This is a genomic window from Aquamicrobium sp. LC103, from assembly GCF_001014615.2.
GTDB lineage: Bacteria > Pseudomonadota > Alphaproteobacteria > Rhizobiales > Rhizobiaceae > LBCQ02.
Genome location: NZ_LBCQ02000002.1, coordinates 185,239 through 201,011, shown reverse-complemented (window position 1 = coordinate 201,011; position 15,773 = coordinate 185,239). Strand labels below are relative to the sequence as shown.

Here is a 15,773-nt window from a genome sequence, read left to right as displayed (position 1 = left end):
ATCAGCCTACGAGTTCGGCGGTGGTGCAGATGATGGAAAAGCGGTCGGAAAGCGCTGCCAGCTCGGCGGCATGAAGGTCGGCGGCCGCGATCGTTCCGCCGTCCAGGCGCGGCAGATCGCGGGTCGCCGACGCGTCACTGACCACGGTCGTCTGGAAGCCGAGGTCGAGCGCGGCACGGGCGGTGGAGGAGACGCACATATGGGTCATGAAACCGGCAAGGACGAGTTTCTTGCGGCCGATGGCGTCCAATGCGTCCTTAAGGCCGGTACCGGCAAACGCATTGGGAAGCCCCTTTTCGATCACCGTCTCTCCATCGCGGGCGGCAGCTTCGTCGGCAAGCTGGAACGCAGTCTTTTCCGGATCGAAGAGCCCACCGGGCCTGCCGCGATGCTGGACATGGACGACCGGCGCGCCCGCTGCCCTGGCGGCTGCCAGCAGCCGCGCGATGTTTTCCAGTGCCGGCCCGACGCCGGGCAGCGGCAGAATGCCGTCGACATATTCGCGCTGCGCGTCGATCAGCACCAGAACTGTGCCGGCCAGGTCCGGCGGCGTCAGGTCCGCGCCCGCGAGCTGAAGAAGCGTCTTTGCCATCACGCGGCACTCCTTGCGCCGACCATGCCGCCGGCCTCGGTTTCGAGAAACGCCTCGCCGCAGGCCTTGGCCAGGTTGCGAACGCGCAGGATGTAGCTCTGCCGCTCGGTGACCGAGATCACGCCGCGCGCGTCGAGCAGGTTGAAGGCATGCGATGCCTTGATGCACTGGTCGTAGGCGGGGAACACCATCTGGTGCGGATGGCCGTCCATCCTCTCCGCCCCTGCGGCCAGAAGCGCCTTGCACTCGGCCTCGGCATCCTCGAAGTGGCGGAACAGGATAGCCGTGTCGGCATGCTCGAAATTGAAGCGCGAATATTCCTGCTCAGCCTGCAGGAAGACGTCGCCATAGGTCACCTTCTCCGCTCCCTCGCGGCCGTTGAAGTTGAGGTCATAGACATTGTCGACGCCCTGCACATACATGGCCAACCGCTCGAGCCCGTAGGTGAGCTCGCCGGCAACCGGGGCGCATTCGATGCCGCAGACCTGCTGGAAGTAGGTGAACTGCGACACCTCCATGCCGTCGCACCAGCATTCCCAGCCGAGCCCCCAGGCGCCAAGCGTCGGGCTTTCCCAATCGTCCTCCACGAAGCGGATGTCGTGCAGCAGCGGGTCGATGCCGATCGCCTCGAGCGAGCCGAGATAGAGCTCCTGCAGGTTGGGCGGATTGGGCTTCAGGATCACCTGATACTGGTAATAGTGCTGGAGCCGGTTCGGGTTCTCGCCATAGCGCCCGTCCTTGGGTCGGCGCGAAGGCTGAACATAGGCAGCGTTCCACGGCTTCGGACCGAGCGCGCGGAGCGTGGTGGCGGGATGGAACGTTCCGGCGCCGACCTCCATGTCGTAGGGCTGCAGCACCACGCAGCCATATTCCGCCCAATAGTTGTGAAGAGTGAGGATCAGGCCCTGGAACGAGCGTGTCGGGTGCATATGCGCGGGCGGATTCGCTGTCACGGCGTGTCTCGGTTCAAGGTTTCAAAAACGAGGCACGTCGTAGAGCGGCACAGGATGGCCGTCAAGCCGACCATTCGGCGCGCCGGGCATTCGCACCGGCGCGGCTTCCCATCTCAATTCAGTTCGACGGAGCCGGCAGGTTCAGCTCCTGCCCCGGAACGATGCGGCCCGGATCGCCGCGAAGCTGCGGGTTGAGCCGCAACAGTTCCTGATAGCGGTTGCCGTCGCCCAGAACTTCCCGCGCGATCGACCAGAGCGACTGACCCGGCTGAACGGTGTGCCGCGAGGGCACGGCCGAGGCCGTCTCCACCGCCGGCTCGCCGGAGCCTTCGCGCCCGTCGGCCCTCTCGGGCATCGGCACGACGCCAGGCGCATCGGCCGGCGCCTCCGTCTCCGCGCGATCCTCGACGGGCGGAAGCCCTTCGACGAGCTTCTTCTGTACGGCGGCCAGAACCGTCTCGTCGGGGTCCATGTCCCTGGCGTGGGCCCACTGGAACGTGGCTTCGAGCTTGCGGCCCACGCGCCAATAGGCGTCTCCCAGATGATCGTTCAGCACCGGATCGTTGGGCATGAGACCCACGGCGCGCTCCAGCTCGCGCACGGCATCGTCGAAGCGGCTGAGCCGGTAATAGGCCCAGCCGAGGGAATCGACGATGTAGCCGTCGCTCGGCCGCAGCTCGACGGCGCGCTTGATCATGTCCAGCCCCTCGTCGAGGCGGATATTCATGTCGACCCAGGAATAGCCGAGATAGTTCAGGACCTGCGGCTGGTCGGGATAAAGGTCCAACGCCTTGAAGAAATTCGGCTCGGCCTTCTTCCACTCCTTCAACCGTTCATAGGCGATGCCGCGCTGGTAGAAGATGTTCCAGTCGGAGCGCTCCGGTTTCTCTATCAGCCCGACGGCCCGGTCATAGATGTCCGCGGCAGCGCGAAAATTCTCCTGGGAGGCATAGACGCCACCGAGCGCGAGATAGCCGCGCATATCCTCGGGATCGCTTTCCAGCACCGCCTTGAGATGCCCGATCGCCTCGTCGTGGCGGTCGAGATCGGCAAGGTTGAGCCCCATCTGGAGCTCGGCGATGCGCTTGACCGGAGAATCGTCGGGTATCTTCGCGTAGCTGTCGATCGCGGCTTCGGCATCGCCCTGCTGCTCGGCGTTGCCCGCGAGCTGCAGCAGCACGGCGTCGCTGTCCGGCTTCAGGGCGATGGCATATTGGAGATAGAGGCGGACGAAGGACTCGCCGCCGCCGCGATTGAGTGCGGTGGCGAGATTGAGCAGGGCCTCGGAAGCGCCTGCCTGCGCGTCGGCGACGAGCGGCTTCACTTCGGCGTCGCCCTCGATCTGCTCCTTCAGCGCCTCCACGGTCACGCGGCCCCTGGCAAACTCCTCGGCCTTGCCGATCACCTCGAGCGCCTTTTGCTTGTCGCCGTTGCGGGCGAGGAAGGCGGCATAGGATTCGAGCGAGCGGAGATAGGCTTCGGGCGCCGCGCCGGCCGCCGCCACATTGGTCAGCGTTTCCTCATAGGCCTGGCCGGCCCTGTCCTCGAGACCCGCGAAATCGGCAATCAGCGCGCGGTGATAGCTGAGGAAGAGCTGATACCAGTCGGGGCCCTCCATCGTGTCGATGAAGGCAATCGCATCCTCCGCCTCACCGGCCCCGGCCTTCGCCCAGGCGGTCATCAAGCCGGTGATGAGCCGGTCCAGGTCGGATTCCAGCGCCAGCTTGAGCCAATTCTGCGCCCCGGCGTAGTCCTTGCTGCGGACGGCATCGACGCCGAGCGCGAGCCGCGAGAAACGCTCCACTTCGGGCACTTCCTTGAGCTTTCGCGCGAAGGGAAGCGCCTCGTCGAACGAACCCTGCGAGATCAGGCCGAGAAGCAGGCTCTGCTGCAATGTCTGATTATCGGGGTCGAAACTCAGCGCGCGTTTGTAATAGGCGATCGCATTGGTCAGGTCGTTGTCGGTCTCGGCGATGCGAGCGGCGAGAAACGCGCCGGAAAGCGAGCCGACCCTCATCTCGCTCGCGCTTTCGCGCGCTGTCGCGGGTACCGATACGAGCGCGGCACCCGCCGCGAGACCGATGGCGGTGATCCAGTTCGTCGTCTTCAGCCGCATTTCCACCCTTCCTGCCGATCCGACATACATCGCGGAATCAGCAATGCTTGAAGGCGAAAAGGATGGCCTTTTTGCGATCAAGGTTCAATCCGCGCCATCTTCACGAAACGGTCAGGCGGATCGGCGCCCGCCCGGCCATCATTGGTAGATCGGCCGCAGGGGCTACGTCACCCGGCTGATGCAGAAGTCGATGACGTCCAGAAGCGCATTCTTCTGGGCCGATTTCGGCAACGGCGCCAGCGCGTCGCGCGCGATCTCACCGAAATGGCGGGCGCGGCCGATCGTGTCGCCGATCGCGCCGTGCTTGGCCATCAGGCCGCGCGCCTTCTCGAGCGCGGCATCGTCGCTCTGATCGTTCTCGATCGCCGATTTCCAGAACTCGCGCTCGGCCCCCGTGCCGCGGCGGTAACTGAGGATCACCGGGAGCGTCACCTTGCCCTCGCGGAAATCGTCGCCGACATTCTTGCCGAGATCCTTGGTGTTGCCGCCATAGTCGAGCGCGTCGTCGATCAATTGAAACGCAAGGCCGAGATTGGTGCCGTAGGAGCGCAGCGCGGCGCGGTCCGTCTTGGAGGCATCCGCTATCACCGGGCCGACCTCGGCGGCGGCGGAAAAGAGCGCCGCCGTCTTCGCCTTGATCACGGCGAGATAGTCGTCCTCGGTCGTGTCCAGATTCTTCGCCACGCCGAGCTGCATGACCTCGCCCTCGGCAATGACCGAGGCGGCGGCGGAAAGGATGTCGAGCGCTTCCAGCGAGCCCACTTCCACCATCATGCGGAAGGCCTGACCGAGCAGGAAGTCGCCGACGAGCACGCTCGCCTGGTTGCCCCAGATCATCCGGGCGGTGCGCTTGCCGCGCCGCATGTCGCTTTCGTCGACGACGTCGTCATGGAGAAGCGTCGCGGTGTGCATGAACTCCACGCTTGTCGCCAGCTTCACGTGGCCGTCGCCGGAATATCCGAACATCTGCGCGGCCGCGAGCGTCAGCATCGGGCGGAGACGCTTGCCGCCGGAGGAAATCAGATGGTTGGCGACCTCGGGGATCATCTGAACGTCGGAGCCGGCCTTCGACAGAATCAGCTCGTTGACCCGCGCCATGTCCTTGTGAGTCAGCTCGATCAGCTTCTCGATCGACGCGTTTTCGCGCTTGCTGCCTTCCAGATTGAGTACAACACCCACAGATAGTCTCCAGTCTGTCCGCCGCCCGGCAGTTGAAAATTGGCGGACTCTAGGCATTCTCACCCGTGACGGGCAAGTGGCGAATTGGCGCGCATGCCACAATTGCCTTATTTAGAGCCAATCAATTTTCCTAGATCAGGACAATCGACATGATGGAACTCATCCGCACCAACGACCCCGTCCTGATCTCCTTCGTGGAGGCGCTGATGCGCGACGCGGAGATCGGCTTCTTCGTGGCCGACCAGAATATGAGCATCGTGGAGGGGTCCATAGGCATCCTCCCGCGGCGCGTGATGGTCGACGGCGAGGAGTATGAGAGAGCACGCCAGATCCTGGTCGAGGCGGGCATTGCCGACGAGCTGAAGCCGTGACCAGCAACCCACCGGTCGACAAGGTGGAGATCGAACAAGGCTACACCGTCGACGCGTTCCATCGCGGCGACTTCATGCTGGTGCAGCCCCGCAAGGGTCATCGCGCGGGAATGGACGCGATGATGCTCGCGGCCGCCGTGCCCTCGTTCTTCTCGGGCCGGCTCGCCGATCTCGGCGCCGGCGCGGGCGCGGCCGGACTGGCGGCCGCCTCGCGTTGCGCGAGGGCGGAGGTCGTGCTCGTCGAACGCTCGGCGGAGATGGCCGACTGCGCCAGGCGCACGATCGCCCATCCGGCCAATTCCCGCCTGAGCGGCCGCGCGCGGGTGCTCGTCGCCGACGTCACGCTGACCGGCAAGGAACGGTCGGCGGCGGGCATGGAAGACACCTCCTTCGACTATGTCGTCATGAACCCGCCCTTCAACGCGGCTTCCGACCGCGGCTCGCCAGACGAATTGCGACGCTCGGCGCATGTCATGCATGAGGATATCTTCGAGAAATGGCTGCGAACGGCGGCCGCCATCACCAGGCCACGCGGCGGGCTCGCGCTGATCGCAAGGCCGCAGTCGCTGCGCGAGATACTCGACGCGCTGCAGGGCCGGTTCGGCGAAGCGCAGATCGTGCCGATCCTCCCACGCATCGACGAGCCCGCGATCCGCATCGTCATCCGCGCCAGGCGCGCATCACGCGGCGGTCTCACGCTGATGCCGCCGCTTGCCATCCACGATCCCAGGGGCGAGCGCTTTTCCGCGCGCGCCGACGACATCAACAACGGACGCACCTCACTCTTCGGAGATTAGCACCGATCGATATTGCGCTTTCGGCGCGAACACCTACATCCCCTTCGCAGCATGGAGAAACCCGCCCTGTGAGACGACTTTTCAGCCGCCTTCTTCCCAAATCGATGCGCTCCAACGCCATCACCATTCCGGTCATCCGTCTGCACGGCGCAATCATGTCGGGCGGAAGCCAGTTCAGGCAGAACATTTCGCTGGCGACAACCGCCGGCCTGATCGAGAAGGCATTCGCCTTCCCCGACGCTCCGGCGGTGGCGATCTCGATCAACTCGCCCGGCGGTTCGCCGGTCCAGTCGCGCCTCATCTTCAAGCGCATCCGCGACCTTGCGCGGGAGAAGAACAGGCGTGTCCTCGTCTTCGTCGAGGACGTCGCGGCCTCCGGCGGCTACATGATCGCCGTCGCCGGCGACGAGATCATCGCCGATCCGTCGTCCATCGTCGGCTCGATAGGCGTCGTCTCCGCGTCGTTCGGCTTCCAGGACCTGATCAAGAAGATCGGGGTGGAGCGCCGCGTCTATACGGCCGGCAAGAACAAGGCCGTCCTCGATCCGTTCCAGCCGGAAAAGAAGGAGGACGTGGAAAGGCTGAAGAAGCTGCAGCTTGAGATCCACCAGACCTTCATCGATCTGGTGAAGGATCGGCGCGGTGCCAAGCTCGCCGACGATCCAGACCTGTTCACCGGCATGTTCTGGACCGGCGGAAAGGGACTCGAGCTCGGACTGGTGGACGGACTCGGCGACATGCGCGCCTTCCTCAAGGACCGGTATGGCGAGAAGACGCGGCTGCGGCTCATCACGGCGCCGCGCGGTCTCTTCGCTCGCAAGCTCGGCATTTTCGGCTCGAGCATGGGCGGCGGCGCCCCAGAACTCGCCGCGGCCGCTGCCGAGAGCGTGATCGATGCGGCGGAAGAACGCGCCCTCTGGTCCCGCTTCGGCCTTTGAAGGACGGCGCAAAGAAGGTAGGATAGCAGCCTGTAGTCCAGCCGTTTCCAAGAGAGAGGAGACTGCGACATGCCACAATTGATCTTCTTCGCAATCATCGCGATCGTAGCCTATGTCGGCTACAGGTCCTTTCTGAAGGAAGCGGAACGGGTGACCGCGAAGGTGCGCCGCGCCGAACAGGAGGCGCGCACGGGCACCCAGGGAACGCTCGTCCGGGATCCCAAGACCGGCGAATACCACCTGGCAAAGGACTGAGGGAGCTTCCTTCTCCTTCCGCGCATGCCCGACACGATCGTTCAACCCGCCCCGGCCAAGGTCAATCTGGCCCTTCACGTCACCGGCAGGCGGGCGGGCGGGTATCATCTGCTCGACACGCTCGCGGTCTTCACCGAGCTGGGAGACGTCGTCACCGTCGCGTCTTCCGACCGCGACAGCTTCCTGATCGAGGGCCGGTTCGGCGACGCTTTGGCGGCCGACGGCGAGAACCTGGTGCTGCGCGCGCGCGAAATGCTGCGCGGGCTCGCATCCGCCCGGAGCGGCCCCGTGGCGATCCGATTGCGCAAGGACCTCCCGGTCGCTTCCGGGATCGGCGGCGGCTCGAGCGACGCGGCGGCGACGCTGAAGGCGCTGCGCACGCTGTGGAACCTCGACATTTCGGACGCGGCACTCGCCGAAGCCGCGCTGCATCTCGGCGCGGACCTGCCCATGTGCCTCGCCGCGACGCCGCTTCTGGCGCGCGGCATCGGTGAGAAGCTGACGCCTGTCGACGGTTTTCCGCGCCTCGATCTCGTGCTCGTCAATCCCGGCGTTTCGGTCTCGACCCCGGAAATCTTCCGGGCGCTCCACAGCCGCGGAAATCCGGCCCTGCCAGCGCTTCCCCGCCATCTCTCGGGCGAGACGCTAACCGGCTGGCTCGACCGAGCACGCAACGATCTCGAAACTCCGGCGCGGAAGATCGCCCCCGTGATCTCCGAGGCGCTTGACGCGCTTGCGGAAAACGGCGCCCGCATCTCGCGCATGTCCGGCTCCGGCGCGACCTGTTTCGGCATCCATGACGACGCGGCCGCCGCCGCGAGAGCAGCGGAAGCGATCGCAGCCCGGCATCCGGGCTGGTTCGTGGCCGCGACAACGACGACAAGGGAGCTTGAAGCAGATGCCGTCGCTTGACGAGACACGCCCCTTCATTCCCGTCGGCATAGCGGTTCTCACCGTGTCGGACACGCGTTCCATCGAGGACGACCGGTCGGGCCGGACGCTCATCGAACGCATCGGGGCGGCCGGGCACCGGCTCGCCGCGCGCGCGATAGTCACCGACGATGTCGAGGCGATCCGCGAGACCGTTCTCGCCTGGTCGCGCGATCCCGCCGTCGACGTCGTCATCACCACCGGCGGGACCGGCTTCACCGGCCGCGACGTGACGCCCGAGGCGCTCGAGCCGATCTTCGAGAGGAGGATGGACGGCTTCTCCGAGGTGTTTCACCGCATCTCCTACGACAAGATCGGCACGTCGACGATCCAGTCGCGCGCGACCGGCGGCGTCGTCAACGCCACCTTCGTCTTCGCCTTGCCCGGTTCGCCGGGCGCCTGCCGCGATGCCTGGGACGGCATCCTCCGGCAGCAGCTCGACTATCGTCACATGCCGTGCAACTTCGTGGAGATCATGCCTCGGCTCGGCGAGCACCTGAAGCGCGGCGGAGGGAAAACGGCGTAGCTTCGAGGAAAGCCAAGCCGCTTACAGCCACGAGACGCCTTTCGGAGTCGTCCACCGCTCAATGCGGACTGGCCGTCGGTCGCACGACGATCTCGCTCATCGACATCCTCGGACTGGCCGTCGCATAGGCGATCGCCCGGGGCCACCGCGGAATGACTTCATCGCGTCGCGCGCCGTCCTTCGCCGCTCCGCTAGCGGTCCGGCGCCACCACGATCTCGGCGGCGAGCCTGCGGGCCGCAACCGGGCGAGCGATTGCCAGCCGCCCTCCCCCCGCCAGGTCCAGCGCCTGTCGCTTGGTGAGAATCAGCCCGTCGAGGAACGGCCGCCTTGCCGAGAATATCCGGGCGAGGAACGGCAGGCGCGAATGCCGCGACCGCGTAAAGCGCGCCGGACCCGCGGCGGCGCCATCCGCATGGATCACGACCGCCTCCATCCAGCCATCCATGAGGCGTGCGCCGGGCTCCAAAAGGAGCAGCCAGTCGCTCTTCGCCTGGCGGATGCCGGCCGCGAGGTCGGACCGCGCGAGGAAGTGACAGCCCGCATGTTCGGCCACGCGATGGGTATGGTCGCTCGAGCCGTCGTCGCACACGATGACCTCGCGCACCACGCCCTCCACGGCACCGCCCACGAGCGACGCGAGCGTGCGCGCGAGCGCCTCCTCGTCATTGCGGGTTTCGATGAGGACCGAAAGCATCCATTCGCAATAGCTTAAACGCCGCGCCGACGCCAGTTCCCGGCCGCTTGAGAGAAAGTTCTTGCTTTGTTCTCGTTTGCGAAATAGGAATAGATTCATCATCTCGGCGAGTCGCCAAGGCGAATCATGCGCTTCACGGAGCCTGTGGACATGGAACCGATCATACGTGCCGACGTTGCTGCCTTCGCAAGCGGAGGCTCCGCAATGGCCAATGCAGTGATCGACGAAAGCGGCATGCGGGTCGGTTTCGACCGGCGCCGCGGTCGTGGATCGGGCATCAACCCGTCCGGCCGCTTCGAGCCGTTGACGCGGCATGTTTTCGACGACGGCTGGGAAACGCTCGAGGAATTGCCCCCTTTCAAGACCGAGGTTCAGGTCGAGAAGCCGCGCACGATCATCACGCGCAACGATTCGCCCGACATCTCCTTCGACCGCTCCATCAACCCTTATCGCGGCTGCGAGCATGGCTGCGTCTATTGCTTCGCGCGTCCCACGCACAGCTATATGGGCCTGTCGGCAGGGCTGGATTTCGAATCGAAGCTCTTCGCCAAGCCTGACGCCGCGAAGCTGCTGGAGCGCGAACTGTCGAAGAACGGCTACGAGCCGCGGACGATCGCGATCGGCACCAACACCGACCCCTACCAGCCTATCGAGAAGCAGTGGCGCATCATGCGCGAGGTGCTGGAAGTACTGGAGGCGCACAACCATCCCGTCGGCATCGTCACCAAATCGGCGCTCGTCATGCGCGACATCGACATCCTCTCGCGCATGGCCGAGAAGGGCCTGGCGAAGGTCGCGCTGTCGGTCACCACGCTCGACCGCAAGCTCGCCCGCACGATGGAGCCGCGCGCCGCGACCCCGCCTCGGCGGCTCGAGACGCTGCGAGCGTTGAGCGAGGCCGGCATCCCGGTTTCGGTGATGGTCGGTCCGGTCATCCCCGCGCTCAACGACCAGGAGATCGAGCGCATACTGGAATCCGGCAAGACCGCCGGCGCAACCGAAGCCGGCTACGTCATACTGCGCCTGCCGCTGGAGGTCAGCCCGATCTTCAAGGACTGGCTGTTGCGGCACTATCCGGATCGCTACCGCCACGTCATGTCGCTCGTGCGCTCGATGCGCGGCGGCAAGGACTACGACGCGGAATGGGGCAAGCGGATGCGGGGCTCCGGCCCATATGCGTGGCAGATCGGCCGCCGCTTCGAGATCGCCGCCAAGAAGCTCGGCCTCAATGTCGAGAGGCGCAAATTGCGCACCGACCTCTTCAAGGCACCCAAGAAGGAGGGAGAGCAACTGGCGCTCTTCTGACAGCTATCCGCCAAGGCCGCGAAGCCGGCTGCAGGCGTCACCGATCCCGTCCGGCCTTTCCTGTCCCCCTCAAGCCGACGGAACCTTCCCGCGCCGCCTCCCCTTATCGGTCGGGAAGGACTTGCGGAGAATCGGAGCCGATGCGAGCATTGCCGCACCATGTCTCGCACGCGCTCCGATTCTCCAACTCTTTTCGAACTCCCCATCCGCCCGGATTTCTCCTTCGAGCGCCAGGCTCTGCGCGAGGGCCAATGGCCGGTCGCCGGCACGGACGAAGCCGGCCGGGGTCCGCTCGCGGGCCCCGTCGTGGCGGCCGCGGTCATTCTCGACCCGGAACGAATCCCGGAGGGCCTCGACGATTCCAAGCGCCTCGTGATCGAGGAGCGGGCGGAGCGGTTTGCCGAAATACTCGCGACCGCCCGCGCCGTGTCGGTCGCGTCGGTTTCGGCACTTTCGATCGATGCGGCAGACATTCGCAAGGCAAGTCTGGAGGCTATGCGCCGCGCCGTGGCGACGCTTTGCGTGCGCCCGCTGCTGGTACTCGCCGACGGGCGCGACGTGCCGCCCGGCCTCCCCTGTCTCGGCCGTGCGCTGGTGAAGGGCGATCAGCGTTCGCAATCGATCGCGGCGGCCTCGATCGTCGCAAAGGTGATGCGCGACCGCATGATGATGCGCGCCGGCGTCTGCGACATCCGCTATGGTTTCGAGCAGCACATGGGCTATGCGACGGTGCGCCACCGCACCGCCCTGGAAACGCATGGGCCGGTCATGCGCCTCCATCGCATGTCCTTCGCGCCGTTCCGCGAGTAGGCGCACCAATCCAGGCGCGACGCGATCCTTCAGATCAGCCGACCTCGTTTCTAGGGCGTTTCCAGATGAAATGGAATCGTCGCTTGGAACGCCCCTCCACCACGCTTCGCGCGGTCCTTCAGGGCGAGCCGCTTGTCTCGCCCGTCCTTCGAATCCCCTGCTCCGCAGGGGAGGAACCAGCGTCGCGGCCGGCCGCTTCATGGAGGAGGGGGACCACGAAGTGGTGGAGGGGGGCGGTGAAAACCTGAACTGCCCTAGCCCTTGCTTTTACACATGCTCCGAGGCCGGATCCCAGCGCGTCGGCCGCTTCGCCAAAAATGAAAAACGCCGCGCGGCAGAGCCGGCGGCGTTGATCGTTCGAAAATCCCGACAGATCAGTTGAGACGAGTCTTCACGTCGTCGAGCGCGGCCTTGAAAAGCACCGCATCGGCCTTGGCGTCCACCTTGTCGGCGAGCAGACGGCCGGCGGCGGCCACCGCGATGTCGACGGCGCTCGCACGCACCTCGTTCACCGCGTCCCGCTCGGCCTGGGCGATCTTCTGCTCGGCAAGTTGGGTGCGGCGCGCGACATAGTCTTCCGTACGCTGCTTGGCCTCTTCCACGAGCTGATCGGCCTCGCGCTTGGCGGCGGCGACGATGTCGCCGGCTTCCTGCTCGGCTTCCTTGCGGCGACGCTGATACTCGGCGAGAAGCTGCTGCGCTTCCTCGCGCAGGCGGCGTGCCTCGTCCAGCTCGTTGCGGATCCTTTCGGCGCGGGCGTCGAGAGAGCGCCCGACCATGCCCGGAACCTTGAGATAGACGAGCAGCGCCAGGAAGATGACGAGGCCGACCGTTGCCCAGAATGTAGCGTCCATCGTCCTAGCTCCTCGCCGCCTTGACCGCGGCCGAAACGGCCGACTTGTCCACCTTGGCTCCGACGAGCTCCTGAACGATGGCGCCCACCGTGTCCTCGGCTATCGTGCCGACGTCGCTCATCGCGGCATCCTTGATGAGCGCGATCCGCGCTTCGGCTTCGGCAAGCTTCTTATCCAGGCTGGATTCGACCCGCTTGCGTTCGACTTCCGCGTCGGCCTTGGCGTTGTCGCGCGCTTCCTGGCCGATCGCGTTCGCCTTTGCCTTGGCGGTGGCGAGCTCCTGCTCATAGGCCGCGACGGCCGCGTCGGCTTCTTCCTTCATCCTCGCCGCCTGGTCGAGATCCTGGGCGATGCGATCGCTGCGCACCTCGAGGATGCCGCCGATGCGGGGAAGAACCACCTTCTGCAGGAAAAGGTAGAACAGCCCGAACGTGATCGCCAGCCAGAGGATCTGCGAGGGATAGGTCGAGGAATCGAAGGGCGGGAACGCGCCCCCGGCCTCGTGAGCAACGCCGGTTTCGCTATGCGTCTCAGATTCCTGCGCGAATGCAGGTGCCACGAACATGCACTGCCCCTGTCATTGATGAGCCGGCCGCCCGATTGCGGCCGGCAAATATGGCTTCAGGCTTAGACCGCGAAGAGCAGCAGAAGCGCGATCAGAAGCGAGAAGATGCCCAGAGCTTCCGTAACGGCGAAGCCGAAGATCAGGCGGCCGAACTGGCCATCGGCAGCGGACGGGTTGCGCAGCGCGCCGGAAAGATAGTTGCCGAAGATGTTGCCGAGGCCGAGCGCCGTGCCGGCCATACCAAAGCATGCCAGACCAGCGCCGATGTACCTTGCTGCTTCCGCTTCCATGTCAGAACTCCTTTGATGAACTTGAGATTGCGGTTTTTCGATTGGCGAGAATTCGCCGTTGAACTTGTGCCCGTCAGTGGCTCGGATGAACTGCGTCGTTCAGATACATACAAGTCAGGACTGCAAACACATAGGCCTGGAGGAAGGACACCAGGAATTCGAGACCGGTCAGGGCGACCGTCATGAACAGCGGCAGGATGGCGCCGCCGATGCCGAGCGCACCGAGCGCGCTGAGCGAGGTGATGAAGCCCGCGAACACCTTCAGCGTGATGTGCCCGGCAAGCATGTTGGCGAAGAGACGGACCGAGAGGCTGACCGGGCGCGACAGAAACGAGATCAGCTCGATCAGCACGACCATCGGCAGCACCGCCTTCGGCACCCCGCTCGGGACGAAGAGATGAAGAAATTTCAGCCCGTGTTTCCAGAAGCCGTAGACCACCACCGTTCCGATGACGAGCATGGCAAGGGCGAAGGTCACGATGATGTGGCTGGTGACGGTGAAGAAATAGGGAATCATGCCGAGCATGTTCGCCACGAGCACGAACATGAACAGCGAGAACACGAGCGGAAAAAACCGCATGCCCTTCGTTCCGGCCGCATCGCGCAGCATGGACGCGACGAACTCGTAGGACATCTCAGACACCGACTGCAGGCGGCTCGGAATGAGACCGCGGCTCGACGTCGTCAGATAGAGGAACGCCCCCGCGGTCGCGACCGTCGCCACCATGAAGGCGGAGGAATTGGTGAAGGAAAAGTCGAGCCCGCCGACTTCGATCGGAATCCATTTGGAGATTTGAAACTGGTGGATCGGATCGTCGGCCACTCGGTCATCCTCGTTTCGTCACGTGCCGCCTGGCACAGTCATTTCTTTTCCGGATGAGCCTTCCGGCTCTCTTCCGCCTTAGGCCCGGGTTCCGCCACCAGCCCCGCAGAGCGCAGGACGTTCAGAACGCCGGCGACAAAACCCAAGAGCAGGAAGATGATCAGACCCCAGGGCGACGTTCCCGCCACCTGATCGATGAACCATCCAAGCCCTGCCCCTACAGCCACACCAGCGATGAATTCGCTCGAGAGCTTCATTGCTTGACCGAAACCCGCCATGGAGCCGGTCCCGGATTTGTCTTGCCCCTCGTCCGTCTTCGGCCGCCTCGCGGCCAGTGCCGCTTCAAGCTCTCGCTTGCGGCGCACGAGGTCTTCATCGCGAAGGTTGCCTTCGGCCGATTTGCCCGAGCCGGTCTTTCCGGTTTCGTCTGGCCCATTCGTCCCGGCCATCGCAACCTCCTGCCCCGCAAAGCGCCTTTGGCTCTCCGCTTCTAAGTCGCGCGCAACATAGTTAGGGGCATTGCGCCAGTCAAGCCGAGTCGGGGAGACTCGACCGCTGTATTTTCCAATGTAGAATCAGAGAGATAGCCATCTGCGACAATGCGCCCGCCCCCGGCGGAAGCAAGGATGGGGCGAATCCCCGCTTTTCGGGGCCTCGGGCCGGCGGCGCTTAGCTCCAGCCACCGCCATAGGTGCGGTAGAAAATATGCAGTCCGATCTTCTTCACCTTCTCCATCGTGCGCGCCCAGCGCGGATGCACGTAGGTGGCATGGTAGTGCGTCGCCGAACCTACTTCCGGGATGAATATCTTGCCCGCCGTCACCGCCATGGCGATGTCCTGGGCGACCTTGTAGTTATAGGGGCTGCGCACGCGCGGCCGCGTGCCGTCGCAGGCGAAGGAAAACTGGCAGCGGTTGCGCCAATTCTCGTTCTGATAGACGACCCCGCAGATCGTGGCGGGATAGGCTGGGTTGCGGACGCGGTTGAGAATCACCTGCGCCACCGCGGCCTGACCCTTCAGATCCTCGCCGCGCGCTTCGAAATAGATCCCCTCGGCAAGGCATTTCTGCTCCTTGTCCGAAAAGACGCTGGCCGGCAGCGGCTTGCTCATCCACGCATGGTCGCCCTGCGCAATCGGCGGGACGAAGCGGCCGGCGTTGGGATCCTCGTCCTTCAACAGGCTCGCAAAAGGCGAAGCGGCCGCGTAGTCCGGCTCCGACGGCGCATAGGCCGTCGCGAGGACGTCGGCCTTCTCGCTGGTGATAAGCGAGGCCAGCATGGCGGGAACGCCGGGATCGAGCTTCTTCTCCTCCTTGAGGTGGAATGCGCCGGCGATCTGGATTTCATGGCCCTTTATGTCGGGTGCAACGAAGGCCATCCTCAATTGGGGGGCGACGCCGGTATCCAGGAGCGAACTGGTGCGATCGAAGACGGAGCCGGCGGAAAAGGATTTCGGCGGGGCCACCGGCGCCACGTTGACGATGCGGCCGCGCTTCTCGCCGCGGTTGACGCGCAGCTCGTCCGGCGTCTCGCTGACGCTTCCGTTCTTGCCCACGAAAGCCACCGAACCGACGCCGGGCGCCTGCAGGCCGCTGCCCGAGAGCGATCCCGTCATCGTCGAATCGACGAACGGCATCTCCGCCTGATGGACGGAACCTGCCACCGATTTCTCGACGAACGCGCCCCAGCGCTCCTTCTGCCCTTCCAGGCCGGAGACGAAGCTCACCATATCCTGATAGGCGACCGCGGACGGGAAGCCCATCCATATGCCGAGG

The 15,773-nt window shown here is 65.0% G+C and carries 19 protein-coding genes; 8 read left to right on the top strand and 11 right to left on the bottom strand.

Going from position 1 to position 15,773, the window contains the following annotated elements; translation table 11 throughout:
* Position 1: 1 nt before the first annotated feature.
* The 4 genes from XW59_RS04350 to XW59_RS04335 form a co-directional block, all read right to left on the bottom strand.
* A complete protein-coding gene (locus tag XW59_RS04350) occupies positions 2–592 on the bottom strand; it encodes a cysteine hydrolase family protein (protein WP_047143542.1) in 591 nt (196 codons plus the stop codon).
* Positions 592–1,545 carry a glycine--tRNA ligase subunit alpha gene (locus tag XW59_RS04345; protein ID WP_047143541.1) on the bottom strand — a complete coding sequence of 318 codons (954 nt, stop codon included), beginning with the start codon at positions 1,543–1,545 and terminating at the stop codon, positions 592–594. Before XW59_RS04345 ends, XW59_RS04350 begins: the two co-directional genes overlap by 1 nt.
* A 118-nt stretch (positions 1,546–1,663) precedes the next feature.
* Positions 1,664–3,661 (bottom strand): tetratricopeptide repeat protein, encoded by a 1,998-nt coding sequence (locus tag XW59_RS04340; RefSeq protein ID WP_047143873.1) that lies wholly within the window; start codon positions 3,659–3,661, stop codon positions 1,664–1,666.
* A 162-nt stretch (positions 3,662–3,823) separates the two neighbouring features.
* A complete protein-coding gene (locus XW59_RS04335) occupies positions 3,824–4,840 on the bottom strand; it encodes a polyprenyl synthetase family protein (RefSeq protein ID WP_047143540.1) in 1,017 nt (338 codons plus the stop codon).
* A gap of 149 nt (positions 4,841–4,989) precedes the next feature.
* Here XW59_RS04335 and XW59_RS04330 point away from each other — a divergent pair, with 149 nt between their 5' ends.
* From XW59_RS04330 to moaB, 6 genes are all read left to right on the top strand, one after another.
* Complete coding sequence (locus XW59_RS04330; RefSeq protein WP_047143539.1) at positions 4,990–5,211, top strand: DUF2007 domain-containing protein; 222 nt, start codon at positions 4,990–4,992, stop codon at positions 5,209–5,211.
* A 74-nt stretch (positions 5,212–5,285) separates the two neighbouring features.
* Complete coding sequence (locus XW59_RS04325) at positions 5,286–6,008, top strand: methyltransferase (protein ID WP_082137418.1); 723 nt, start codon at positions 5,286–5,288, stop codon at positions 6,006–6,008.
* A 68-nt stretch (positions 6,009–6,076) separates the two neighbouring features.
* Positions 6,077–6,946 (top strand): S49 family peptidase, encoded by an 870-nt coding sequence (locus XW59_RS04320; protein WP_047143537.1) that lies wholly within the window; start codon positions 6,077–6,079, stop codon positions 6,944–6,946.
* Between the two features lie 69 nt (positions 6,947–7,015).
* The gene (locus XW59_RS04315) at positions 7,016–7,201 is read left to right on the top strand and encodes a membrane protein (protein WP_047143536.1); all 186 of its coding nucleotides are present in this window, start codon (positions 7,016–7,018) and stop codon (positions 7,199–7,201) included.
* A gap of 24 nt (positions 7,202–7,225) precedes the next feature.
* Complete coding sequence (locus XW59_RS04310; protein ID WP_047143535.1) at positions 7,226–8,113, top strand: 4-(cytidine 5'-diphospho)-2-C-methyl-D-erythritol kinase; 888 nt, start codon at positions 7,226–7,228, stop codon at positions 8,111–8,113.
* A complete protein-coding gene (moaB, locus tag XW59_RS04305) occupies positions 8,100–8,657 on the top strand; it encodes a molybdenum cofactor biosynthesis protein B (protein ID WP_047143534.1) in 558 nt (185 codons plus the stop codon). Before XW59_RS04310 ends, moaB begins: the two co-directional genes overlap by 14 nt.
* Positions 8,658–8,848: 191 nt before the next feature.
* On the opposite strand, the gene XW59_RS04300 is transcribed toward moaB, so the two are convergent.
* Positions 8,849–9,352, bottom strand: coding sequence for a glycosyltransferase (locus tag XW59_RS04300; protein ID WP_047143533.1), 504 nt, complete (start codon positions 9,350–9,352; stop codon positions 8,849–8,851).
* A 150-nt stretch (positions 9,353–9,502) separates the two neighbouring features.
* Here XW59_RS04300 and XW59_RS04295 point away from each other — a divergent pair, with 150 nt between their 5' ends.
* Both XW59_RS04295 and XW59_RS04290 read left to right on the top strand, forming a co-directional pair.
* A complete protein-coding gene (locus XW59_RS04295; RefSeq protein WP_047143872.1) occupies positions 9,503–10,657 on the top strand; it encodes a PA0069 family radical SAM protein in 1,155 nt (384 codons plus the stop codon).
* A gap of 159 nt (positions 10,658–10,816) precedes the next feature.
* On the top strand, positions 10,817–11,467 hold the full coding sequence (locus XW59_RS04290) for a ribonuclease HII (RefSeq protein ID WP_047143532.1): 651 nt from the start codon (positions 10,817–10,819) through the stop codon (positions 11,465–11,467).
* Between the two features lie 374 nt (positions 11,468–11,841).
* Here XW59_RS04290 and XW59_RS04285 read toward each other — a convergent pair whose 3' ends face one another.
* The 6 genes from XW59_RS04285 to XW59_RS04260 all read right to left on the bottom strand — a co-directional run bounded on the left by XW59_RS04285 (position 11,842) and on the right by XW59_RS04260 (position 15,760).
* Entirely contained in the window at positions 11,842–12,321 is a 480-nt protein-coding gene (locus XW59_RS04285; RefSeq protein WP_047143531.1) for a F0F1 ATP synthase subunit B, read from the bottom strand.
* Between the two features lie 4 nt (positions 12,322–12,325).
* Complete coding sequence (locus XW59_RS04280; protein ID WP_047143530.1) at positions 12,326–12,886, bottom strand: F0F1 ATP synthase subunit B; 561 nt, start codon at positions 12,884–12,886, stop codon at positions 12,326–12,328.
* A 62-nt stretch (positions 12,887–12,948) separates the two neighbouring features.
* A complete protein-coding gene (locus XW59_RS04275) occupies positions 12,949–13,176 on the bottom strand; it encodes a F0F1 ATP synthase subunit C (protein WP_047143529.1) in 228 nt (75 codons plus the stop codon).
* Between the two features lie 73 nt (positions 13,177–13,249).
* Positions 13,250–13,999, bottom strand: coding sequence for a F0F1 ATP synthase subunit A (locus XW59_RS04270; RefSeq protein ID WP_047143528.1), 750 nt, complete (start codon positions 13,997–13,999; stop codon positions 13,250–13,252).
* A 38-nt stretch (positions 14,000–14,037) separates the two neighbouring features.
* Entirely contained in the window at positions 14,038–14,448 is a 411-nt protein-coding gene (locus tag XW59_RS04265) for an AtpZ/AtpI family protein (RefSeq protein ID WP_047143527.1), read from the bottom strand.
* A 220-nt stretch (positions 14,449–14,668) separates the two neighbouring features.
* Positions 14,669–15,760: a cell wall hydrolase gene (locus XW59_RS04260; protein ID WP_136067970.1), complete on the bottom strand. Its 1,092-nt coding sequence runs from the start codon at positions 15,758–15,760 to the stop codon at positions 14,669–14,671.
* Positions 15,761–15,773: the final 13 nt, after the last annotated feature.